Raw genomic sequence first — 21,314 nt, 5'->3', positions numbered from 1 at the left:
CCATTAAGATGATTGACGTAAAAACACTTTCAAAAAGTTATAAAGGAGTTGAGGTTGTCAATATTCCTGAAATGCACATTACCAAAGGCGAAAGCTATGGCTTGGTTGGGAATAACGGAGCGGGCAAAACTACCTTCTTCAGAATGATTTTAGACCTGATTAGGCCTACCACAGGTGAAGTACTTTCTAAGGGCGAAAACGTTCAGAATAACGAAGATTGGAAATACTATACAGGTTCATTTTTAGATGAGTCCTTTCTGATTGACTACTTAACTCCGGATGAATATTTCGAATTTATTGCCTCATTGCACAATTACTCCAAAGGCGATTTACAAGAGTTCTTAAACCAGTTTGATGATTTATTTAACGATGAAATCAGAGGGAAGAAAAAGTACATCCGCGACCTCTCTAAGGGAAACCAAAAGAAAGTAGGCATTGTGGCTGCGCTAATGGGAAATCCTGAAATCATTTTATTGGATGAGCCTTTTGCTAACCTTGACCCTACTACTCAAATTCGCTTAAAGGTAATTCTCAAAAAGCTGAAAGAAGAAAAGGATGTAACCTTACTCATTTCTAGCCACGACTTAAACCACGTTACAGAAGTTTGCGAACGCATTGTTTTGCTTGAAAAGGGCAAGGTTCAGAAGGATATTCAAACCAGCGAAACTACTTTAAAGGATTTGGAAGACTACTTTACGGCTTAATCATCTAACCTAAATTTAAGCATACTGTCAGAGGCAATTACTTGTAACGATTGGCTATCACCAGAGCTTACGGCTTTTTGTTCTCCAAAGAAATAAATTGCTTGTCCCCAGTGTACCATTTCGCCTTTAGGGCCAGAGGAATATGTTTCTTCATCATCCATTTTAAGGTCGAACCAAAAAGCAATGGCCTGAATGTTTCCGTTCGAAGTAATTTTCACCTCTTTTCTATCCGTATCTTCTTGCGAAGGCCCCATTTCAGGTAAATCAAGAAAATCATATTGACGAATAAAGAAAGGTTCGGTTAGGGCGGTATGTTCTTCTCTGCCTAAGAAAATGCGGCTGTACTCCTCTAAAGGTCTAAACTGATCAAAAGCACTTAGGTCGAAACCTGAGATTTGTTTGATAGGATTAACCAAATACCTTTTGGGAATTTCAATCAATTGACCATAAAGCTTGATACCAGCCGGAAGCATGATACCACTGGTTTTTATCAATGCTTTTTTTGCATGTCGAAGCGTTGGCACGACACCTTCGCCCAAACCACCACAATCCAAAATTTCAGAAACTACGAGGTCAAATTTCTCAGTGAAATCTACACCCTTCACTAAGTCACTGGACTTTTTATTAATGACTTTGATTTTATCGGCATAGCCATTGGCTTTAACAATTTCTTTGGCCACTCCCGCTAATTCGGTGTGCATTTCACAAGCTACCACCTCCGCAGCCCCTGCTCTGGCGGCCATCATGGCCAGTAAGCCAGAGCCAGTTCCAATGTCGAGTACGCGCGCATTGGGCTTTTTCTTCAGTGCGCTTTCAATAGCTACCTGATAAGCATCATTCCGAGCAGTATCTTCCAACATATCGAAATGCCAGCCAGGGATTTTATATGAGCGTAGTTTTCGAAGGCTTTTTTGGGCTTCTTTATGGTTCGGAACCTTGTTTAAAACTTTAATAAAATATTTTTCGGCTTCGGCAAACTTATACCTTTCCTGAAGGTAGCCAGCCATGTCCATTAACCCTTGAATATCATTATCATTTATGCCTAGTGCTTCTTCTGGACTAGATTCTTTAGTGTAGGGCTGTTCTGCGACAACCATTTTCTCTTCTGATTTGGTAGGTTTTGGTTGCACTGTAAACTGTCCACCCCTTAATTCCACAATCTCCTTTAAACTTTCTTCTAACTCAGGTGAGTATTGTTTTTCAAGAACACTTCTAAGGGTTGCTTCAGCTTTTTCAAGTTCATTTTGCTCTTTGTAGATACTTACAAGCTGAATTTCCGCTTGAAAAATACGTGAATCTATTTGAACACACTTTTTAAAAGTAGCCTCTGCCTTAATCAAATCCTTTTTCTCTAAATAGACAGTGCCAAGGTTATAATAGATGTCGGCCCTAGTAGGTAGTTTTTTTAGAGCGGTATTCATTAATTCAATCGCGATATCGAGCTTACCTCTTGCTTTTTCAACCGTTCCAATATTAATCAGCGCATCCTCATTATTGGGATTGATCTTTAAGGCTTCCTGATAAGAACGGAACGAATCCTTATATTTCTTTTTGGCATAAAGTACTGTGCCTAAAAGGCTCAAAATCTGATCTGACTTTGGAAATTTACTTTGCAGTGCGCGAAGCTCTTTTTCGGCAGCATCTAAATCGCCAGTTTGATAATTTTGAATGGCCTGCATTAAACGCTGCTGGGCCAAGATTGCTTCATTCATTTTTCTGGGGTAATGGATTTAACTTCACCTACATTCCAATCGATAACCAAGCCGCCTGCTACGCCATCGGCTGCTTTTTTGCCGTATAAAAATTCTACTAAGTACAAGGCTGGGTCGTAAGACTTGGCGCCACCCGATGAGGTAATTGCTTTTCCGTCATGTACAAAGCTGACGTTTTCATAAATATCTAAATCAGGAAAGGTCTGTCTGAATTGGTCAATGTCGCTAGGGAAGGTGGTAGACTTTACTTCATCTAAAAGACCCGCTTTGGCCAGAATAAATGCACCATCGCATAAGGACATAATGTACATGGCGTTCCCCCCTTTTTCCTTCACAAAGTTGATCAGGCGTTCGTCTTCCAAATCTGAGCCCATGTTGTTTTCGGCACTGGGAACCACGAGAATGTCAATATTGGGTACATCATCAAAATCGTAATCGGGTAAAATACGAATGCCTTCAAAAGTTGTAATCACTTCTTTGGTGGGAGAGACGATAAAGGGCTTCATTCCTTTTTCTGTATGAAAAATGGTATGCTGAAAAATATCGAAAGGTGCCATCAGCTCGGAATTATACACTCCGTTGATAGCCAGAAAAGCTACATTCAGTTCTTTGGTGGGTTTGTTCTCTGGTTTGAAAACCTCTTTAGTTGTCTGTGCAACTTGTTGGGTTTCTTGTGGTGCTTGACAGGCCACCATGAGGATAATACAGAGTACAGAAAGTAGCTTTTTCATTAATTTTCGTTTTTATAAATTTTCCCATCCTTCATTACCAAACTCACTTTTCTAAGTGAAGTAATGTCTGTGGAGGGATCGCCTTGAACGGCTATAATATCGGCCAGAAACCCTGCCTTAATTTGGCCAAGTTGGTTGAGGTGAAATTGTTCAGCATTGGCCGAAGTGGCGGAAATGAGAGCCGCTTCGGTATTCATACCGTACTCTACCATCATCTCCAACTCTCTAACGTTTTCGCCATGCGAAAAAACCCCCACATCGCCACCAAAAACCATTTTTACCCCTGAATCTAATGCCATTTTAAAGCTTTTCCTTTTGGCTGTTATGCGGGCGGGTTCTGGGTCAACACCCCTTTTCCAACCGCCATATTCAGTAATGGCATCGCCAGCAGCTAGCGTTGGGCAGAAGGCTACACCCTTTGCCTTCATCATTTTAAAAATTTCTGGAGTGGCGCCATCGCCATGCTCAATAGTTTCTACTCCTGCTTCAACGGCCCTGCGCATCCCTTCTTCCGAAGAAGCATGTGCTACCACATAGCGTCCGCTGGATTCAGCAATTTCTACAATGGTTTTTAACTCAGTTACAGTAAAGGTAGCCTCGGCCGTGCCGTTTGGCCCCCAACGGTAATCGGCATATACCTTAATAAAATCGGCTCCATGCCCTATTTGATCACGCGTAACCCGAATGAGGTCATCAAAACCATCGGCAGTTTCGGCACCGAGCGGCACTTCTACTCCTTCATGAAAACCCTTTGGGCCGTAACTGCCTGTCGCCACAATGGCCTTGCCTGCCACTAAAAGTCGTGGCCCAGGAATGACTCCTTTTTCTACAGCCTGTTTCATGCCTACATCGGCATAACCCGCTCCTTCAGAACCTAAATCGCGCATGGTGGTAATACCAGCCATTAATGAAGCCTTCAAATGGTTTACCGCCCTGGCTGAACGTTCTGCAATGGATTCTTTAAGCACTTGGTCGTTCCAAGACACTTCATTATAAGGGTGCAATAAAATATGTGAGTGCCCTTCGATTAAGCCTGGCAATAGGGTTTGGTTTTTCAACTCAATCACCTCGTTGGCTTGGCCAGCGTACTTGGCTCCAACGTAAGTAATTCGGTTGCCTTTTACTGCCACCACCCAATTGGAATGGGTTTCTTTTCCATCAAAAACCTGTTTGGGTTTGAAAAGAAAGTCGTCTTGCGCTTTAAGGCTGAAAACTGAAAGAGAAATGAGTGCTGCCGAAAGTAAGCCAGTGAGTTTTCTCATTTAGCAAAAATTTGGCTTGTGTCTTTAAAGGCCTTGAATTCTAAAGCATTTCCACTGGGGTCGAGAAAGAACATCGTGGCTTGTTCGCCTACTTGACCTTCGAAACGGATGTAAGGTTCAATCACAAATTCTATTCCGTGGGCTTTAAGCTTGTCGGCTAATGTGTGCCATTGGCTCCATTCTAAAATAGCTCCGAAGTGGCGGACAGGTACATTTTTACCATCTACAATATTAGCATGCACTTGGGCCAGTTCTTCGGGCTTTACATGTGCACTCAATTGATGGCCAAAGAAATTAAAGTCGATCCATTTATCCGTAGAGCGACCAATTTCGCAACCCAGCAAGTCGCCAAAGAAAGATCGGGTAGATTCGATGTCCTTTACGGGAAAGGCCAAATGAAAAGGAGTGTTCATAGTATTAATATTTACAGCAAAATGCTTAATTATCTATTGGCTTGCAAGAATAGATTATATTCCGTCACATTGTTTTGGGCTTTGGTCACATTTATTTTTTGAGGAGGGCACAGGCTAGTATCATTGAAGAAAAAAGATGAACAGGATTTATATTTTTAGAGTGTTTATGTTGGTTGTACTAACAGCTTTTTTCGCTACTAAAATTGGGCAACTCAACCTTATTTATCATGGCCAACTTTATACGAAAGCGTTGGAGGTGTTAGGAAGCGAGGAGGCCGCGAACGCACAACTTCTAAATTTCAAAATCCAAAAAATTGTCGAATACGTTTTTTACTTATTGATTATTCTTTGTTCTCGGAGGTTCTTCTTCGACATGATAAATAGAAGAAACATCTGGTATTTATCACTACCCATTTCAATAACTGCCTCCATCATTATTGGTCTATTAATAGCCTTTTTAGTAAATACATTTGACCCTAATTATTATCTCAAAATTATAAGCACCTCTTCTATATCTCTTTTCAAGCTCTTGTTTATACGGTTATCTGTTAATAGCTTTTTGGCAATCTGTTTATCCTGTTTAATTGGAGAGGTAGAGAAAATAATAGATCCAAAGTCTAAAACTCCTAGTTTAAAAGCTTTAGACGAGAGGTTTTGGATTACTTTATTTGCACTTCATCTTATTATTACAATTGCAATATTACAGTATACGCTAAACTTGAGCAGTGATTTTCTCTATTTATCCCCTAGACTTCTCCTTATATCCGCACTTCTTACACTGACTTCACGCGTCATAATTGATGCTTTTGTAGAAAATGGGAGAATACGCTCTGATAATTTGCTAGACAAGGTTTCTAGATCATTGATTGCATCATATGGCATTTTTGGTTTATTCTATTTTTCATTCGAGCTTAATCTGTCTTTTGCGCAAATATGGCTGGAGAGTGCAATTGCCCCCTCACTCCTTTTTTTTCTCGCAGCACTCTTAATCGTAATACTTACGACTTTGGCTTATTTTCAATTGAATGCAAAAAAGGTGAAAGCTGCCCTGAAGTTGCATGGGAACATAGAAGAAAAAACATCCGAACTCTCCCTCCTTAAATCTCAAATCAACCCGCACTTTTTGTTTAACTCTTTAAATACGGTGTATGGTTTGGCGCTGAAAGAGGATAGCCCAAAAACGGCCCATGCGGTGCAGCAGCTTAGTGAGATGATGCGTTTTATGCTCCACGAAAACCACGCTGAGAAAATTCCTTTGCAGAAGGAAATTGACTACCTCCGTAATTACATCGAACTTCAAACTTTGAGGATTTCACAGAAGGATCATTTTCAATTGGAAGTAGATGTATCGGAAGGTTGCGAAGGAGAAATTACTCCTATGGTACTCATTCCTTTTGTTGAAAATGCTTTTAAACATGGGGTCAGTTTTCAAAAACCCTCTTGGGTAAAAATTAAACTAACTTGTAATGCGGAAGAGGTGCATTTGAATGTGCAAAACAGTGTTCACAAACATGCGGAAGATCCTGAAAAAGGGAAGTCGGGAATTGGGCTGGAGAATGTGAGAAAGCGTTTGGGCATTCTTTATCCTGAAAAACACTTATTTCAAATTTATGAAACGGAAGACAGCTTTGAGGCCAACATTAAAATCACCTTGATATGATCAGAGCCATTGCCATAGATGACGAACCGATTGCGCTGGACATTATCGAAAGCCACGCCAATAAAATTCCGTTTTTGGAATTGAAAGCGAGCTTTACCAATGCCTATCAAGCCCTTGAATTCCTAAAAACCAATTCGGTTGACTTGCTGTTTTTGGATGTAAAAATGCCGGACATCTCTGGAATGGATTTTCTGAAAAGCCTTTCAAAAGCACCTTTGGTCATTTTCACCACGGCATACCAGGAATATGCGCTAGAGAGTTATGATTTTCAAACCGTAGATTACCTGCTTAAACCCTTCGATTTTGGAAGGTTTTTAAAGGCGGTGAACAAGGCCAGCGACCGACTGGAACAAAAGAACGATCAGCATCTTTTTCTGAAAACGGGTTATGAATACGTGCGACTTGAAATAGCGCAAATCAAATATGCCAAGGCGGAAGGCAACTATGTAAAGTTTGTGACGGAAAGCGAACAAGTCCTCAGCCGAATGACAATGCAGCAAGCTGAAGACGTCCTTCTACCGCAGGGTTTTTTAAAAACCCATCGTTCCTTTTTGGTCAATAGGGCCTTTATCAATAAAATAGAAAAGCACCAGTTAAGCATCGGCAAGGAAGTGATTCCCATTAGCTCCATTTACTATCAATTGTTGGTGGAGGCTATTTCTTAATGGTAGTTAAAAAGGCAACTTCCCTAAATCAACATTTCCACCACTGATAATGATGCCTACTTTTTGGCCAGCAAACTGGGCTTTGTACTTTAATAGGGCGGCAAAAGGCACAGCCCCAGAAGGCTCCACCACAATTTTCATTCGTTCCCAAATCAAGCCCATGGCATGGGCTATTTCTTGGTCGTTCACCACTAAAATACCGTCCACCAATTTCTGAATAATGGCAAAATTTTTATCGCCTACGGTCACCAAAAGTCCATCGGCAATGGTGTTTGTGGTTGTATTGGGCACAATTTCACCTTTTTGCATGGAAAGAAAAGTGTCCATGGCGCCCTCGGGTTCGCCAGCATAAATTTTGAGTGCTGGCTTTAAATAATGAGCGGCCAAGGCGGTTCCAGCCAAGAGGCCACCACCACCCACGGGCGTCATCAAAACTTCCAAATCAGGCTGGTCTTCCATCAACTCTATGGCTGCAGTGCCTTGCCCTTCGATGACTTTATTATCGTTATAAGGAGAAACATAAGTAGCTCCTGTTGCTTCCATAATGGTATTGGCGGCTGCTTCACGAGCGGCTTGGGTGGGTTCAGAAAAGGTAATTTCTGCACCATAGCCCGCCACTGCTTTCTTCTTTACCTCTGGTGCGGTGTTGGGCATTACAATGTAAGCAGGAATACCGCAGGTTTTGGCTGCCATGGCCATGGCCTGTGCGTGGTTTCCCGAACTATGCGTTACCACACCTTTGGCCCTTTGTTCTTCGGAAAGAGAAAGCACAGCATTCAATCCTCCACGCGCTTTAAAGGCTCCAATCTTTTGAAGGTTTTCGCATTTGAAATACACCTCGCAACCCACAATGGCATTGATGCTTTCTGAGGTAAGAATCGGTGTGCGATGAATGAACGGCTTGATGCGTTCGTGTGCTTCGTGAAGCTGTGCTAAACTGATTGGTAATTCCATAGTGGTTTTAAATATGGTAAAAACCCTCCAAAAGTTGATGCTTTGATATGCTCATAATTTATTAAAAACAGCTGACCTCTGTATCTGAACTTTTGGAGGGTTGAGTAAAATAAACAGACTCAACTCAGACTATTAGTGCGCTTTCAGCCAGTTGTCGCCCACACCTATTTCTACTTCCATAGGCACAGAAAGCTCAATGGCCGATTTCATTAAAGCAGGAATTCGCTCTTTCATCAGCTCAAGCTCGGGTTTGTACACATCGAAAACGAGTTCATCATGCACCTGCATAATCATTTTTGACTGAAGCTTTTCTTTCTTCATCCAATCGTGGATGCTGATCATGGCCACTTTGATCATGTCCGCAGCACTGCCCTGAATGGGGGCATTAATAGCGTTTCGCTCTGCATGACCACGGCCCACCATGTTTTTAGAGTGAATGTCGCGCAAGTACCTTCTTCGGCCTAAAATGGTTTCTACGTAAGTAAACTCGCGCGCTTTGTTCACTTGGGCATCCATGTATTTTTTCACGCCAGGAAATTCGTTGAAATAAGCCGTGATAATCTGCTGGGCTTCCGTACGGGAAATGCCAATGTTCTGCGCTAAGCCAAAAGCTGAAATACCATAGATCAAACCGAAGTTTACTTCTTTGGCTTTTCGCCTCATGTCGCGATCCACTTCTTCCAAGGAAACGCCAAATACTTTGGAGGCGGTAGTGGAGTGAATGTCTCGCCCATTTTTAAAGGCATCCATCATACTTTCATCTTCGGCAAAAGCCGCTACAATGCGCAGTTCTATTTGCGAGTAATCCGCAGCCAAAAGGATATGATCTTCGGAACGAGGAATAAATGCCTTTCTGATTTCACGTCCTTTTTCAGTTCGGATTGGAATGTTTTGGAGGTTGGGGTTATTGGAGCTCAAACGCCCTGTAGCCGCCACCGCCTGACGGTAATCGGTGTGCACCAAACCATCAATCGGACTGATCATTTTTGGAAGCGCATCTACATAAGTGGATTTCAGTTTTTGGTACTCCCTGAACTCCAAAATGATGCGCGCAATGTCATGCTCTACCGCCAGTTTCGAAAGTATATCTTCGCCCGTAGCATACTGACCCGTTTTAGTTTTCTTCGGTTTTTCAATCAGCTTCATCTGATCGAAAAGTATTTCGCCCAACTGTTTTGGTGATGCAATATTGAACTCGACACCTGCCAATTCAAAGATTTGAGTTTGGGCTTTTAGGCTTTCTTCTTCCAGTTCTTTCGACATAGCGGCTAAGGCATCTGTATCGATTTTTACGCCATTGTATTCAATGTCGGCCAATACGTTTACCAAAGGAATTTCCACTTCATCAAAAAGCTTGGTCACTTTGTTTTCTTCCATCATCGGAGCAAAAACCTGTTTTAGCTGGAAGGTGATGTCGGCATCTTCACCCGCGTATTCGGCTACTTTGTGAATATCAACATCTTTCATGTTGCCTTGCTTTACTCCTTTTTTACCAATAAGCTCGGTAATTGAAACAGGGCTGTAACTAAGGTAATTTTCAGCCAGCACATCCATATTATGGCGCGTGTCTGGGTCGATCAAATAATGGGCAATCATGGTATCGAAGATTGGCCCTTTGACTTCTACACCGTAATTCTTCAAGATCTGAATATCGTATTTCGCGTTTTGAGCAATCTTCAGAATAGTTTCATTTTCAAAAACAGGTCTGAATTCCTCAATAATGGCTTTCGCCTCTTCGCGGTCTTGTGGGGTAGGCACGTAATAAGCTTCCCCTTTTTTGTATGAAAAGGCCAGCCCAACCATATTGGCTTCAATCGGTTCTAAATTGTCAGTTTCCGTATCGAAGCAAAGCTCTTTTTGCACCATCAAATACTTGATCAGTCGCTTTCTTTTTTGAGGCGTATCAATCAAATGGTAATCGTGCTCGGTGTTGGCTAAGTTGCCTTTCTCTGATGCGGCAGGCGCATCAGGTCCGTTTGAAAGGGTAGGCATGGTATCACCAAAAAGCCCCATTTGAGAAGAGGAGGCAGAAGCTTTGGGCTTTGAAGCCGTTGGAGTAGCAGTGGTTTCTCCCAAAATCCGTTTCAAAGTGGTACGGAATTCTAGCTCTTCAAAAATCTCTGTTAGTTTTTCCTTGTTTGGCCCTTGATATTCCATGGTAGAGGAATCAAAATCAATGGGCACCGTGGTGCAAATTCTGGCCAGTTCTTTCGATTGCAAGCCTTGGGCGGCAAACTCTTCAACTCTTTCTTTTAGTTTTCCTTTTAGCTCATGCGAATGCGCTATAATACCCTCAACCGTATCATAATCCTTCAATAGTTTTGAAGCCGTTTTTGGGCCTACGCCTGGTATTCCAGGAATGTTATCTACCGAATCTCCTTGCAGACCAAGCATGTCTATTACTTGATCAATTCGTTCCACATCCCATTTGGCCAACACTTCTGGAATTCCCATAATATCTACCCCGTTGCCCATAAAAGCAGGTTTGTAGAGGTAAACATGTTCTTCCACCAATTGCCCATAATCCTTGTCTGGGGTCATCATAAAAACTTCAAAACCTTCGGTAGAAGCTTTTTTAGCAAAAGTGCCAATTACATCATCGGCCTCATAACCATCCAGTTCCAAAACAGGAATATTGAAAGCGCGAACGATGTCTTTTACCAAAGGAATAGCAACACGGATATCCTCAGGTTGTGCATCGCGGTTGGCTTTGTAGAGAGGGTAATCCACATGCCTAAAAGTTGGGGCTGGGGTATCGAAGGCCACTGCAATGTGCGAGGGCTTTTTCTTATCAATAATTTCGAAAAGACTATTGGTGAAACCAAAAGCGGCTCCTGTGTTTAATCCTTTTGAACTAATTCTTGGGTTTTTACTGAAGGCAAAGTGGGCACGATAAATCAATGCCATGGCGTCCAGAAGGAAGAGTGTTTTTTCGGGTTTACTCATTCAATAAAGGTAAGTAATCCGAGTACTTAGGGAAACAGAATTTTGATTAATTATGTGCTAAAAAGCTGGGTGAACAATTTACTGACCTAAAGAAGTGCTGGCCACCAAATTAGGTTTATGAGCAATTAGGTCGAGCGTGAAATTGAAAACCGCATCTTGCTTATTGATTAAGTCTGCATAGGTTTTCTTAACCGTGAAATCAGGAAACACCCCACGACCTTTTTCATTTTTGTCTCCTTTATTCTGGAAGGTTTCTGAGATTACAGGCACTTGAACCATTAAGGCTGAATTTGGTAAGCTATAATTCAAAAGCATATTGGCTGTTCTGCCAGCGTTTGCACCTCCAGTTTCTTCCCCAACAAGAATAACATTGTCTAATTGACCTAAAATTCTAGCGAAATCGGCAGCGGCAGAAAAAGTCTTTCCTGAAGTAAGCACATACACTTGACCTTCGAATTTGAGATCTTTTAAATCGAACCCTAGTTCAAATTCTTCGTGCCAGTTTTGCGTATCGTTTACAAATTCACCTTTGGCGTTAGAGGTAAAATACTTTTCTAAGTATTGTTCTGCATTTGCAACCACTTCTTCGGAACCTACAGCGCCATTGATGCCCATTAACTGATCTTCGTGTGTGATTTTAAGGCTTCTCGTAGAAGTTGAAGATGGGTCTACCAAGTCAGTACCAGCGATCATTTTGTAAAGAAAATTCAAAAGTCTACGGTCGCCACCTTCATTATTTCTAAGGTCGAGCACCAAATTTTTGACGCCTGCGCCCTTAGAGGCAGCAGAGTATTGATCATAAATTTTCTGGAAAAACCATTCCGGACTGGCTTGGAAAGTGTTTAGGGTAAGAACTAAGGTTTGAAGGGAGTCAATTGCATCCACATGAGTAAAGTGAATGTATCTTTCGTTTGTTTGGTAAACAGGGCGCATGTAGTTGTTCGCCATCATTTGATTACCAGGAATGCCTTGAACAGCGGTGGTGCTTGTTTTTCCATTTAAATTAGAATCAACATTGAACTCAGGTGAAGCACCATATTTAAGGAAGAAATAGTAACCGAATTTCTGTTCTACTTCTCTGTACTTTTTAGTTTCAATGTATCCGTCAGTTACAGTTAGGGCAGTGAGTTCTTTCACCAGTTGTTGGGAAGTAATTCCGTTAATAGAAACTATTTTACTGCCTAATGGTAATGTTCCTCCTTCGAAGTCGATATAAATTTCATTATCAATTATCGAAACAGGATATGGGAAGAAGTCACTCTTTTCAGTAGCCGTTTTCAAAATTTGAGTGTCTATGGATACTGCAGTATGGCCACATCTCAGTTTTTGGTTCAGCTCAACAACTAAGCTTGAGAAGTGTTGGTAAGTAATGCTTTCTGGTAGGCTGTTGATATTTGCATCTACAAGCTGCTTGAACTCTGCTCTTGAAATGTAGGCGTACGGATTTCCGTGTTGCTCGTCAATTAGTTTAAAATAGAAAGAAAGGTCTTGGGTAGCTTGTTGTTTAGAAAAGACATGATCGAAACCATTGTTGGCAAAGGCAGACAGACTCAAGATCATCAGAGCGATAATCGCGAATGTGCTTTTTAGAACCTTTATTGCCGTATTTCTTATCATTCGTTCCTGTTTTGGCCATCAGGATGAATGATTGGAAATCAATTCTAGCACCTTGATGCTTAACGAATTGAAGATCGGCTTAAGCCTTATCGGCTCTTTTGGCGATTTACGAATTCCAATATTTCGGCATTACCTCTAGAAACTAGGTGTAACACCTAACACACCCTGTGTAGCAGGGGATAGGAATGAGCAATACGGATTGGTTGAAAAACGTATTACGTTAGTTCGATTGATGTTTGGTTCAGTAATCTGGGGAATGTAATAAGCGGAGAATTACCGCGAGGTGCTTGTTGAAAGTAATACAAATATACAGAAAAATGCTTTTCATACAATTAATGATGTTGTTTGAATACAATTTTACGGATTTCACAGATAATTAAAATGTACAGACACATATTATTGTTTTGCACATGTTGAGTTGTTAGATAGATTATTTGGCAATAGTGGTGTTTGACTCGTATATGTGGCTGATTTTGTGGTTTTTACGGAAAACACAGAATGGTTAAAATATTTCTTAGAAATTGGCGTAATTTCAGTGCTTCAAAGAAATTTTGGTTCCATTTTGCGATTTACACTTGCTTTTCTGACGCTTTTGTTGCCCCAACTTATTATGGGTCAAAGCTTTAATGGATACATGCATTCCGATTTTTCTGGGATTATTGGAGCGCAGCTTCAGCCTGCAAACTTGGCGGGTTCTCCATACAAGTATGACATCAGTTTGGTGAATGCCAATTACTTTCTCACCAATAACATTGCCTACATAAAAAGTACAGAAACCAGTCGTGGTTTTGTTCGGTACTTGAATGATGGCCAAAGGTTTTTACACTCAAATATTGCTTTAGGGGGAATCTCAGGAATGGCCACCTTACGAGGTGACGAGTCGGTAGGTTTTACCTATCGGATGCGCGCACATGGAAGTGCCATTGATTTCAGCCCAGAGTTTATCACCCAAATGGGAAGGTTTACGCAACCTCAGTTTTTGAACAGTCAAGCCACCAATCAATCAGGAAAATTTGCGACAGCCCTTTGGAGAGAATATGGACTTACTTACGCCAAAATTTTAAAGGATGATGGTTTTCATCGCTGGAAAGCTGGAGCTACCTTTAAGCTGATCAACCCAAGAGGAAGTGCTTTTTTGGATATTCAAGACATTAGTTACTCTACCGATAACTCCGGCAATACTGATTTGACGAATGCCGAATTGGCCTTCGGTTATTCTGCTAACCTCAACAGCTTTGAGCAATTTGATGGTACTGAAAAACTGGATCGTTTGCCTGATTTAATAGGCAACCATTTTGGGTTTGACTTTGGCGTAGTGTACGAAAGAGTGTCATATTGGGAAGCGTCAAAAGATGAGAATGGTACAAACCGAAACAGGGATATTGATTATGAATTTAAACTGAGCGCCAGCATCACGGATATTGGAATGATGAAGTTTCAATATGGAAGCGCTTCAACACAAAGTACGGGCTTACTGGGCAATGTGAATGCAGAGAATTTAGACACGCTTTTTAGCGGAATCGCCAGTTTTAGAGGAGTTGCCGATAGCTTGGCAACCGTAGCCCAAACTTCTTCCCTAAATGGAGAGTATACCGTGAGTTTACCCACCACACTCAACCTTGGTTATGACTACAATTTCGGAAACGACTATTACTTGGGCGCTTTCGCCAGAATTGATCTAACCAGTCTTTCTAAAGCCGATTATCGACTTAATTACCAACATAGCCTTACCATTTCCCCTCGTTGGGAAAAGGAAAAGAAAGCTATTTATGCACCATTGTACATCAATCAACAAGGCGCTTTTCATTTGGGGTTGGCGGCTCGTTATGGGCCAATTACATTGGGGACTCAAAGTCTGGGTTCGCTTTTGAGCAGTGAGCCTAATACAGGCAGCTTCTTCTTCAGCATCAATATCAATCAGCTTAAAGCCAATGCCAAAAAACCTTATTGCTTTGGGCCATCTCGCGGAACTTCAATGACCAACACCAAGCGCACTCCGATTTATAAAAGGAAGAAGTGGATTTTCTTTTAAGCCCTTACGTAAAAAATAAAATCACTTACTGGAGGGTCGATATCTTCTTGGCGAAGCAAAGTAGCCAACTGGCCTCTGTGGTGTGTTCCGTGGTTTGCTACATGGGTCAGAATATCAGAAATACGAGTTTCGTAAGCATCACCTTTTGAGTTTTTGTACTCAATTACATCTTCATATTCTTCTTGAGAATAGATGAAATCTAACCACCTTTGGCTGCTTCGTTTTACCAGTTCAATGGCCTCAATTGAGCTTCCTTCAGTCCAAACTTCTGGAACGTTTTCTTCAGTGTGCGTAATTCTGTTGAGCCAAATCAGTTGGGCGTTTCCAATGTGGTGGAAAAGCTTAGTGATTTTATCGTTTTCATAGGTGTTTGATTTGATCACATCGGCAAAAAGATTATTCGCCCAAATGTTGTATTCGAAAAGTCTGGTAAAACGTTCTTTCATGTTTTTCAAATTTAAAACTCACAACAGAAACAATTAAAATTCAGCTACTTACTGGCCTTGTAAGCCTTGCCTTTTATGGCAATCGCAATAAGGAAAGGAATCCAAATTCCATCATTCATTATTAAATGAAACAAGCCTTGGTCGCCAACTTTTCCTTCTAAAATCACAGTATAAAACCATATGGCACCCCCAATTTTAGTAAGTGCTCCAACAAGGGCTAAGTACCAAAGCCTTCCAGGGTGAAGTGCTGTTGCGAAATAAACGAAGCCCAAAACTAACACTGCTCGACCCTGCCAAATAAGAATTTCTGGTGTGGAATTTTGGCTTTCCGTTACCCAATGGTAAAAGCTTTCGGGAAACCAGGCAATGAAAATGCCCCAAAACATATTGTAAACGCAGGCGATCAGTAGAAATCCGCGCATCCAGTTAGGGAATAGAGCTTGTTGTGTTTCCATCGTTTTCATAACTTAAAACCTTAGCAGATTGTTAGCTTTGTTATTGTTCTGCAAAGGACGGCAAAACATTTAAATTAAACCTATGAAACAGCCAAATCCCCGTAAGTTCAGAATTCCGATTGCCGCTTTATTGGCGGTACTATTGGTTTCTTCTGGTTTTGTAATGGGCTACAAAGTAGCTCAAGAAATCAAAATCGAAAAGGCCGATGTTCAGTCGGCTCAAAAAATAATTGACCTGCAACTGACTGATGCTGAAATTGAACAGCTACTTCCTAACCTGAACAGGGGTTTGGCAGATGTGCGCGAACTGCACGAATATCCACTAGATAATGCCACTCCACCAGCCGTTTTATTCAACCCAAATATTGGGAAAACGAATTTTCCGGCTCAAAAGAAAATTGAATGGCTTTTGCCGAATAAGGTAGAAATGCCAAAGGATAAAAACGACTTGGCTTTTTATACCGTGGCGCAACTTTCCTCTCTGATTAAAAACAAGAAAATCAGTTCAGTTGAACTTACTGAATTCTTTCTCGATAGATTAGAAAAACATGGTGGAACGCTAGAGGCCGTTATTACCATTACCAAAGACCGCGCTTTAGCGCAGGCCAAAAAGGCGGATGATTTATTGGCGAAAGGCACTTATTTGGGTCCGTTGCACGGCATTCCTTACGGAGCGAAGGATTTACTTGCTGTTCCGGGTTATAAAACTACTTGGGGAGCTGGGCCTTATAAGGACCAAGATCGTGGCGATGAATTGGCCACCGTAATTAAAAAATTGGATGATGCTGGAGCAGTTTTAGTCGCTAAACTTACTCTAGGCGCTTTGGCCATGGGCGATGTTTGGTATGGGGGAACTACCAAAAACCCTTGGAATTTAGAACAAGGTGCAAGCGGATCTTCAGCCGGCTCGGCTTCGGCAACTTCGGCTGGGTTGGTGCCTTTTGCTTTGGGTACAGAAACCCTGGGTTCTATTGTTTCGCCTTCTACCCGAAATGGAGTGACTGGCCTTCGACCTACTTTTGGTCGAGTGAGCAAAGCCGGTGCGATGGCACTTAGCTGGAGCATGGACAAGATTGGTCCAATTGCCCGAAATGCCTTCGATTGCGCTTTGGTTTTTGAGGTCATTCGAGGCTCGGATGGAATTGACCTTTCGGTACAAGATGCCCCTTTCAATTATAATGGAAAAGCGGATTTATCGAAACTAAGAGTGGGCTACCTCAAGTCTTATTTCGATAATACCCGAAACGAAACTCAGAAGAAAAACGATCAGCAGGTGCTGGACGAGTTGACAAAGTTGGGCGCAGATTTAAAACCCGTAGAATGGGTTTCTGACCTGCCTTTTGGAGGAATGTTGAACATTCTTTCGGCCGAGGCTGCTGCCGCTTTTGATGAACTGACACGCTCTAACCGAGACAGCCTTTTGGTACGACAGAACTCAGGCGCATGGCCAAACTCCTTCCGCGAAGCGCGTTTTATTACTGCGGTAGATTACATTAACGCCAATCGTGTGCGCTATGAAGTGATGCAAAAAGTGAATGAACTGATGAAGGATTATGATGTGATTATCAGCCCGAGTTCAGGGAATAACCAGCTTTCGACAACCAACCTCACGGGGCATCCGGCTGTGGTGATGAAAAATGGCTATAACCAAAACGGAAGTCCAACCAGTATTTCGTTTATTGGGAACTTGTATGACGAAGCCACGATTTTAGCAGTGGCTCGGGCTTATCAAGAAGCCACGGGTTTTGATGAAGAGAACCCACCTCTGTTTGTGAAAAAGTAGAGAGTTATTTGGGTTTATAATTTGATGCTTAAAAATTGAGAAAATGCTCTTAGCCATTGATGCAGGGAATACCAATATTGTTTTCGGAATTCATGATGGAAACGCGTGGATTCACGAGTGGCGATTTAATACGCTCCCTATAAAAAATCAGATCGAATATGAGGTGTTTTTGCGTCTTAATTTTCTGGAAAACGACCTCAAATTGAGCGATGTTGACGGCATCATTATTTCATCCGTAGTGCCACAAATGAATGGCATTTTGGCTGAGTTCTGGTCGAATTTAATTGAATGCGAGCATGTATTTATTGGGCCGAAATATTACGATCAATTGCCCATTATTACCAGCAACCCCCACAGCATTGGCACGGACTTAATGGCCAATGCTATGGCGGCCCATTGCCTTTATAAAACCGATTGTATTGTGGTGGATTTTGGCACTGCCCTCACCTTTACGGTGGTGGAGGCTTCGGGTAATATTCACGGGGTAAATATTGCTCCGGGCTTAAAAACAGCCATTAAAGCTTTGGTTGGAAATACGGCACAATTGCCAGATGTGCCTTTGGAATTACCCACCTCCGTGATAGGGAAAAACACGGTGCATGCCATACAAGCAGGTGTGCTTTGGGGCTATGTAAGCATGGTGGAGGGAATGCTCGATAGAATTCAAAAAGAGATGGGTAGAAATTTCAAAGTAGTAGCCACAGGAGGTCTTTCTTCCGTGCTTACCCCGCTCCACGATCGCTTTGACGAAGTAAACCGCCACCTTACGCTTGATGGTTTAAGGTTGATTCATGAGCGTTTGAAGTGAATATGATCAGATGTGGTCTCAGCGAGGCCTAAGACCAGTTGAGGTACTCACCAAAGGCCTGCTTACCACTAAGCAGCCAAGTAAGCCTCAGAAAAAATACTACTCCAACTTTCTGTTTATCACAGCCCTTTCTAAATCACCTAGGGTAAGTGGTCTCTTGTTTTTAGGTTTGAAATGTTTTTTAAAAAAATGAAAACTGGTCTCTTTAGAAAAATATTTACTGAAATCTAAACCTTCAATATCTACCTTAAATTTGGCGCTAAATTTCTCAATGAAATCAACGGCATCATCGCCATATATTGATAGATCCTCTTCCAACCTAAGTTCAGAAAGGTTTCCTTTATCGTCTGGCAATAAAGATTCTGGAATAAGCTCTAGTATTTGAGTCAGGATGGCATTTTCCATATCCTTCTACTGTATGGGGTTAATTCCTCAACCTTATTGTTTTAAAAATATTGAGAACAAGGTCTTCATCATAGGTTTTTGACGATGTTATCATTTCTACCCCGTAGAATGTTCTCCATTCATCTTCAAACTTCTCCTGGGTATAATCTTCCACCTGTATGCTCATCGAACCACCGTTTTTTGGTATCGCTAATAACCTAATGGTGTTATTAACCGTGTCTGAGCTAAATGAATAGATATTTTGATTTATATCGCTCTCTTGTAAATTAGTTACATAGCCAATAAAAGAACCGTGATTAAAATAGATTCTGGTTCCCCTTCCTTTAATATCTCCAATAACTCCCTCAGGGCTATTCCTTTTGATATACCTAAAATCATCAGGTATATCAACTGTAAAAGGCCCCATATCAAGCCTTTTCCATCCTTTTTTGCCATCTATTGAGGAATAGTATTTTGAACTATTTCTTAGTTCAATGTCAAAAAAGGAAACGGTGTCAATAAATGTGTTTGGGAAAAAAATTATTACGACTAACAAGATAGCCACTACAGAAACCAATATTTTAAAGAGTCTCTTCATTTATCTCTATTAAAGCCACACTAAAAGTACATAACAAAACAGGTACTCGCCAAAGGCAAGCACCAGTTACTTCAGTTGATAAGTAAGCGCTAAATGCTAGCCTCAGAAAATGAGCTATAGCAGCACCAACTTATTTCGCCAACCCAATCGGTATTAATCTTTTTCAAATTGACTAAATTAAGCCTCCAACCACAATTCAATCTTATGCACAAGTACCTTCCCTTTTTGCTGCTCTTCGTAATGTTAGGCTGTAAAAATCAGTCAAGTGAGCCAACGGCTGCTGTTACCAGAGAATATTCCGATTTGGTCGATCTTTTTAAAGATTGGAGAACATTTGAAAACCCTCCACTTCTTGATGGTGCGCCTGATTACAGAGAAGCTACTTTCAAAGAACGGTTTCCAGCCTTTAAGCAACTTCAAGCAAAGTTATTGGCGATGGATACCGCTGGTTGGTCGGTAGCCGAGCAGGTGGATTATCACATTGTTTGGGCAGAAATGAACGGCTATGATTTTAATGACCGGATTCTAAAACCTTGGCAAAGAGACCCTGCTTTTTATAAAACCATTTGGATGGAGCGCAGTGATGTTCCCGCACACGAAGGGCCAACGAACCATGGCGCCATTGATATCTGGAAATACGATTTACCTTTAAATACGGAAGATAGAGTAAAGCTTTTAAGTGGGTTTGAGTCCATACCCGCTTTTAATGAGCAAGCCAAAATGAACCTCACGGGCAATGCAAAAGACCTGTGGATTGCGGGGATCAGAGACATTCGAAACCAAACGAATGATTTAAACACCATTAAAAAATGGGAAAGCATAGCCAGTGATAATGAAATGACCAGCGCGATTGATAAGGCAATCAACTCCACTAACGACTTGGTTTCTTGGCTAGAAAGTGAGGGAAAAAGTAAAACGGGTCCATCGGGGATTGGTAAAGAGAATTATACTTGGTATCAGCAAAACGTTCATTTGGTACCGCTTACTTGGGAAGATGAAGTAATGATTCTCAAAAGAGAACTGGCCCGTGCTTGGACGGCCTTGAAATTGGAAGAACATCGCAACCGCTATTTATCGGAGCTTGAAGATGCCAATTCGCCAGAGGAATACGATGCCATGGCAGATCGATCTGCCAAAGGCTTGCTCACCTTTTTGTATGAGCAGGAAATAGTCACTGTAAAAGATTACTTCGACACCGCTTTGTACGCCCACTTGGGTGAATTTGTGCCACGTGAAAAAAGGAACTTCTTCTCCATTGGTCAGCACTTTGATGCCCGCCCCCTTTACTCTCATTTTTACCATTGGTTCGAATTGGCAAGAATGGACAATGAACCGCATGAAAGTGAAATTAGACGAGGTGCTTTGCTCTACAATATTTTCGATTCGCGAAATGAAGGCACCGCCACCGCTGTGGAAGAAATGTTTATGGATGCTGGATTGTATGATGATGATCCGAGGGTTCGCGAAATCGTATACATTATGATTGCGCAAAGGGCAGCGCGAGGATTGGGCTCTCTCTATGCCCATGCCAACGAAATGAACAGCGAAGAAGCGGGAGGTATACATTCAGAATTTACACCTCGTGGTTGGATGAAAACCGAAAAGGAATTGCTTCTTTTTGAACAGCATCTTTATTTAAGGCAACCGGGTTACGGCACCAGTTATATTACGGGTAAGTATCTTTTAGAAGGCGCCATGGCAGATTATGCACGGGTGACTGAAGGCAAAGGAGAAACTTTTCAAATCAAGAATTTCTTTGACGAATTGAATAGCATTGGCTCTATTCCTATATCGCTAGGCCATTGGCAAATGACAGGAGTGGATGATCAGGTGAAGCTAATTACAGCACAAGATTAGCAACTAAAGGCTGGAAGTTATATAGAAGACTGACTCATCTTCAACTCTTCACTCATACTCGTTACAAACGAGTATGCTGCACAAATGATAAAACTAAAATTCTATAGTAGTTCCTGCTCGTTGCAAACGAGCAGGAGGGGAGAAACAGGTGTACTGAAAAAACCAGCCTTGTTTCAAAGCTGGTTTTCTGTTATATTCTAAATTATGCACTGGAAGTACATTACAAAATAGGTGCTCGCCAAAGGCAAGCACCAGTTACCGCTGTGGGCAAGTGAGCGCCAGGGGGA

18 protein-coding genes are annotated in these 21,314 nt (G+C 41.7%); 7 read left to right on the top strand and 11 right to left on the bottom strand.

Annotated features, from left to right (window positions below):
• Positions 1–8: 8 nt before the first annotated feature.
• On the top strand, positions 9–704 hold the full coding sequence (locus AAC026_RS02410; protein WP_339694790.1) for an ABC transporter ATP-binding protein: 696 nt from the start codon (positions 9–11) through the stop codon (positions 702–704).
• Here the strand turns inward: AAC026_RS02410 and AAC026_RS02405 are convergent.
• The 4 genes from AAC026_RS02405 to AAC026_RS02390 are packed head-to-tail and all read right to left on the bottom strand — an operon-like array spanning position 701 to position 4,822.
• The gene (locus tag AAC026_RS02405) at positions 701–2,416 is read right to left on the bottom strand and encodes a tetratricopeptide repeat protein (protein WP_339694788.1); all 1,716 of its coding nucleotides are present in this window, start codon (positions 2,414–2,416) and stop codon (positions 701–703) included. The genes AAC026_RS02410 and AAC026_RS02405 overlap by 4 nt on opposite strands.
• Positions 2,413–3,147, bottom strand: coding sequence for a DJ-1/PfpI family protein (locus AAC026_RS02400; protein ID WP_339694786.1), 735 nt, complete (start codon positions 3,145–3,147; stop codon positions 2,413–2,415). Before AAC026_RS02400 ends, AAC026_RS02405 begins: the two co-directional genes overlap by 4 nt.
• Entirely contained in the window at positions 3,147–4,409 is a 1,263-nt protein-coding gene (locus tag AAC026_RS02395; protein ID WP_339694784.1) for an amidohydrolase family protein, read from the bottom strand. The genes AAC026_RS02400 and AAC026_RS02395 overlap by 1 nt, the downstream gene beginning before the upstream one ends.
• Positions 4,406–4,822, bottom strand: coding sequence for a VOC family protein (locus AAC026_RS02390; protein ID WP_339694782.1), 417 nt, complete (start codon positions 4,820–4,822; stop codon positions 4,406–4,408). The genes AAC026_RS02395 and AAC026_RS02390 overlap by 4 nt, the downstream gene beginning before the upstream one ends.
• 136 nt (positions 4,823–4,958) lie before the next feature.
• On the opposite strand from AAC026_RS02390, the gene AAC026_RS02385 reads away from it, so the two are divergent.
• On the top strand, positions 4,959–6,482 hold the full coding sequence (locus AAC026_RS02385; protein ID WP_339694780.1) for a histidine kinase: 1,524 nt from the start codon (positions 4,959–4,961) through the stop codon (positions 6,480–6,482).
• The gene (locus AAC026_RS02380; protein WP_339606152.1) at positions 6,479–7,147 is read left to right on the top strand and encodes a LytTR family DNA-binding domain-containing protein; all 669 of its coding nucleotides are present in this window, start codon (positions 6,479–6,481) and stop codon (positions 7,145–7,147) included. The genes AAC026_RS02385 and AAC026_RS02380 overlap by 4 nt, the downstream gene beginning before the upstream one ends.
• Positions 7,148–7,153: 6 nt before the next feature.
• Here the strand turns inward: AAC026_RS02380 and AAC026_RS02375 are convergent, their stop codons facing one another.
• The 3 genes from AAC026_RS02375 to AAC026_RS02365 all read right to left on the bottom strand — a co-directional run bounded on the left by AAC026_RS02375 (position 7,154) and on the right by AAC026_RS02365 (position 12,664).
• Positions 7,154–8,101, bottom strand: coding sequence for a pyridoxal-phosphate dependent enzyme (locus AAC026_RS02375; protein ID WP_339694779.1), 948 nt, complete (start codon positions 8,099–8,101; stop codon positions 7,154–7,156).
• A gap of 132 nt (positions 8,102–8,233) precedes the next feature.
• Positions 8,234–11,047: a DNA polymerase I gene (gene polA / locus AAC026_RS02370; protein ID WP_339694777.1), complete on the bottom strand. Its 2,814-nt coding sequence runs from the start codon at positions 11,045–11,047 to the stop codon at positions 8,234–8,236.
• 78 nt (positions 11,048–11,125) lie between these two features.
• The gene (locus AAC026_RS02365; RefSeq protein WP_339694775.1) at positions 11,126–12,664 is read right to left on the bottom strand and encodes a S41 family peptidase; all 1,539 of its coding nucleotides are present in this window, start codon (positions 12,662–12,664) and stop codon (positions 11,126–11,128) included.
• Between the two features lie 463 nt (positions 12,665–13,127).
• On the opposite strand from AAC026_RS02365, the gene AAC026_RS02360 reads away from it, so the two are divergent.
• Positions 13,128–14,696 carry a DUF5723 family protein gene (locus AAC026_RS02360; RefSeq protein ID WP_339694773.1) on the top strand — a complete coding sequence of 523 codons (1,569 nt, stop codon included), beginning with the start codon at positions 13,128–13,130 and terminating at the stop codon, positions 14,694–14,696.
• Here AAC026_RS02360 and AAC026_RS02355 read toward each other — a convergent pair.
• Together AAC026_RS02355 and AAC026_RS02350 are read right to left on the bottom strand one after the other, a co-directional pair.
• The gene (locus tag AAC026_RS02355) at positions 14,693–15,142 is read right to left on the bottom strand and encodes a DinB family protein (RefSeq protein ID WP_339694771.1); all 450 of its coding nucleotides are present in this window, start codon (positions 15,140–15,142) and stop codon (positions 14,693–14,695) included. The genes AAC026_RS02360 and AAC026_RS02355 overlap by 4 nt on opposite strands.
• Positions 15,143–15,186: 44 nt before the next feature.
• Positions 15,187–15,597 (bottom strand): hypothetical protein, encoded by a 411-nt coding sequence (locus AAC026_RS02350; RefSeq protein ID WP_339694769.1) that lies wholly within the window; start codon positions 15,595–15,597, stop codon positions 15,187–15,189.
• 82 nt (positions 15,598–15,679) lie between these two features.
• Between AAC026_RS02350 and AAC026_RS02345 the strand changes: the two genes are divergently transcribed.
• Both AAC026_RS02345 and AAC026_RS02340 read left to right on the top strand, forming a co-directional pair.
• Positions 15,680–17,380, top strand: a complete 1,701-nt coding sequence (locus AAC026_RS02345; protein ID WP_339694767.1) for an amidase — start codon at positions 15,680–15,682, stop codon at positions 17,378–17,380.
• Positions 17,381–17,423: 43 nt separating this feature from the next.
• Positions 17,424–18,188, top strand: coding sequence for a type III pantothenate kinase (locus AAC026_RS02340; RefSeq protein WP_339694765.1), 765 nt, complete (start codon positions 17,424–17,426; stop codon positions 18,186–18,188).
• A 99-nt stretch (positions 18,189–18,287) separates the two neighbouring features.
• Here the strand turns inward: AAC026_RS02340 and AAC026_RS02335 are convergent, their stop codons facing one another.
• Complete coding sequence (locus AAC026_RS02335; protein ID WP_339694763.1) at positions 18,288–18,593, bottom strand: DUF1493 family protein; 306 nt, start codon at positions 18,591–18,593, stop codon at positions 18,288–18,290.
• A gap of 19 nt (positions 18,594–18,612) precedes the next feature.
• Complete coding sequence (locus AAC026_RS02330) at positions 18,613–19,170, bottom strand: hypothetical protein (RefSeq protein ID WP_339694761.1); 558 nt, start codon at positions 19,168–19,170, stop codon at positions 18,613–18,615.
• Between the two features lie 204 nt (positions 19,171–19,374).
• Between AAC026_RS02330 and AAC026_RS02325 the strand changes: the two genes are divergently transcribed.
• Positions 19,375–21,027: a hypothetical protein gene (locus AAC026_RS02325; protein ID WP_339694759.1), complete on the top strand. Its 1,653-nt coding sequence runs from the start codon at positions 19,375–19,377 to the stop codon at positions 21,025–21,027.
• The last annotated feature ends 287 nt before the right edge of the window (positions 21,028–21,314 follow it).

This window comes from uncultured Roseivirga sp. (assembly GCF_963973945.1).
GTDB lineage: Bacteria > Bacteroidota > Bacteroidia > Cytophagales > Cyclobacteriaceae > Roseivirga.
Note: the sequence above shows the minus strand (reverse complement) of the source record. Positions and strands in the feature narration are given on the sequence as shown.

Excerpts from the sequence above, each read along its gene's own strand:
- AAC026_RS02375 (WP_339694779.1), bottom strand. The coding sequence starts at position 8,101 with ATGGAATTACCAATCAGTTTAGCACAGCTTCACGAAGCACACGAACGC.
- AAC026_RS02325 (WP_339694759.1), top strand. The coding sequence starts at position 19,375 with ATGCACAAGTACCTTCCCTTTTTGCTGCTCTTCGTAATGTTAGGCTGT.
- AAC026_RS02330 (WP_339694761.1), bottom strand. The coding sequence starts at position 19,170 with ATGAAGAGACTCTTTAAAATATTGGTTTCTGTAGTGGCTATCTTGTTA.
- polA (WP_339694777.1), bottom strand. The coding sequence starts at position 11,047 with ATGAGTAAACCCGAAAAAACACTCTTCCTTCTGGACGCCATGGCATTG.
- AAC026_RS02355 (WP_339694771.1), bottom strand. The coding sequence starts at position 15,142 with ATGAAAGAACGTTTTACCAGACTTTTCGAATACAACATTTGGGCGAAT.
- AAC026_RS02345 (WP_339694767.1), top strand. The coding sequence starts at position 15,680 with ATGAAACAGCCAAATCCCCGTAAGTTCAGAATTCCGATTGCCGCTTTA.
- AAC026_RS02380 (WP_339606152.1), top strand. The coding sequence starts at position 6,479 with ATGATCAGAGCCATTGCCATAGATGACGAACCGATTGCGCTGGACATT.
- AAC026_RS02405 (WP_339694788.1), bottom strand. The coding sequence starts at position 2,416 with ATGAATGAAGCAATCTTGGCCCAGCAGCGTTTAATGCAGGCCATTCAA.
- AAC026_RS02410 (WP_339694790.1), top strand. The coding sequence starts at position 9 with ATGATTGACGTAAAAACACTTTCAAAAAGTTATAAAGGAGTTGAGGTT.
- AAC026_RS02385 (WP_339694780.1), top strand. The coding sequence starts at position 4,959 with ATGAACAGGATTTATATTTTTAGAGTGTTTATGTTGGTTGTACTAACA.
- AAC026_RS02350 (WP_339694769.1), bottom strand. The coding sequence starts at position 15,597 with ATGGAAACACAACAAGCTCTATTCCCTAACTGGATGCGCGGATTTCTA.
- AAC026_RS02390 (WP_339694782.1), bottom strand. The coding sequence starts at position 4,822 with ATGAACACTCCTTTTCATTTGGCCTTTCCCGTAAAGGACATCGAATCT.
- AAC026_RS02335 (WP_339694763.1), bottom strand. The coding sequence starts at position 18,593 with ATGGAAAATGCCATCCTGACTCAAATACTAGAGCTTATTCCAGAATCT.
- AAC026_RS02400 (WP_339694786.1), bottom strand. The coding sequence starts at position 3,147 with ATGAAAAAGCTACTTTCTGTACTCTGTATTATCCTCATGGTGGCCTGT.
- AAC026_RS02365 (WP_339694775.1), bottom strand. The coding sequence starts at position 12,664 with ATGATAAGAAATACGGCAATAAAGGTTCTAAAAAGCACATTCGCGATT.
- AAC026_RS02340 (WP_339694765.1), top strand. The coding sequence starts at position 17,424 with ATGCTCTTAGCCATTGATGCAGGGAATACCAATATTGTTTTCGGAATT.
- AAC026_RS02395 (WP_339694784.1), bottom strand. The coding sequence starts at position 4,409 with ATGAGAAAACTCACTGGCTTACTTTCGGCAGCACTCATTTCTCTTTCA.